Source organism: Cupriavidus sp. 8B, from assembly GCF_054589115.1.
Genome location: NZ_BAAILO010000229.1, coordinates 1 through 561, shown reverse-complemented (window position 1 = coordinate 561; position 561 = coordinate 1). Strand labels below are relative to the sequence as shown.

The following is a 561-nucleotide window of genomic DNA, read 5'->3' as shown; positions in this document are numbered from 1 at the left end:
AGAATTTCGGGAAAAGCAATCTTGACAGAATCTCGCTCATAGAAGCGTGATCCACCGTCGAGACTTACTGCTACGTCGCCCTCCAGGAAATTGGGGGAACAACATGCAACTGTGAAACTGAATCAAACCAATCTCGATTGACACGGGGAGTCATATCAGCTTGGAGAGCTGCAGATTGAGTTGCTCGATCTCCATGGAGCGGACCGCCAAGGCCCGTTCCATGAGTGCGATCGATTCCCGCTGTGCCAACACCAAGGCCTTCAGGGCCTCAATGTCGTCGGGGAGATCGCTGGGGTGGATTGGCATGCGCGCAGTTTACGCACATGCCGCATGGTTTACAACACCGACAGTGGAGGCCAGGTGCGTTCGGGCTGCTTCCGGTTAATCCCCTCAAGCAGCATCGACAACTGCGCTTGCGTCAGGTGGATCTTGCCGCTGTCGGCCTGTGGCCAGACGAAGCGTCCGCGCTCCAGGCGCTTGTAACTCACCTCGGAATGCAGACCTTCCCGCCGCTTCGACGCAGCTTGTCCGCATAACCCACCCGTTCCACCCGTTCAGCGG

2 protein-coding genes are annotated in these 561 nt (G+C 57.4%); both read right to left on the bottom strand.

Translation table 11 applies throughout. The features are described from left to right. Positions 1 to 150 precede the first annotated feature (150 nt). Positions 151 to 306 (bottom strand): hypothetical protein, encoded by a 156-nt coding sequence (locus ACYP5B_RS22180; protein WP_459377454.1) that lies wholly within the window; start codon positions 304 to 306, stop codon positions 151 to 153. 29 nt (positions 307 to 335) lie between these two features. Further along, positions 336 to 488, bottom strand: coding sequence for an IS66 family insertion sequence element accessory protein TnpB (tnpB, locus tag ACYP5B_RS22175; RefSeq protein WP_459571112.1), 153 nt, complete (start codon positions 486 to 488; stop codon positions 336 to 338). Positions 489 to 561 lie beyond the last annotated feature (73 nt).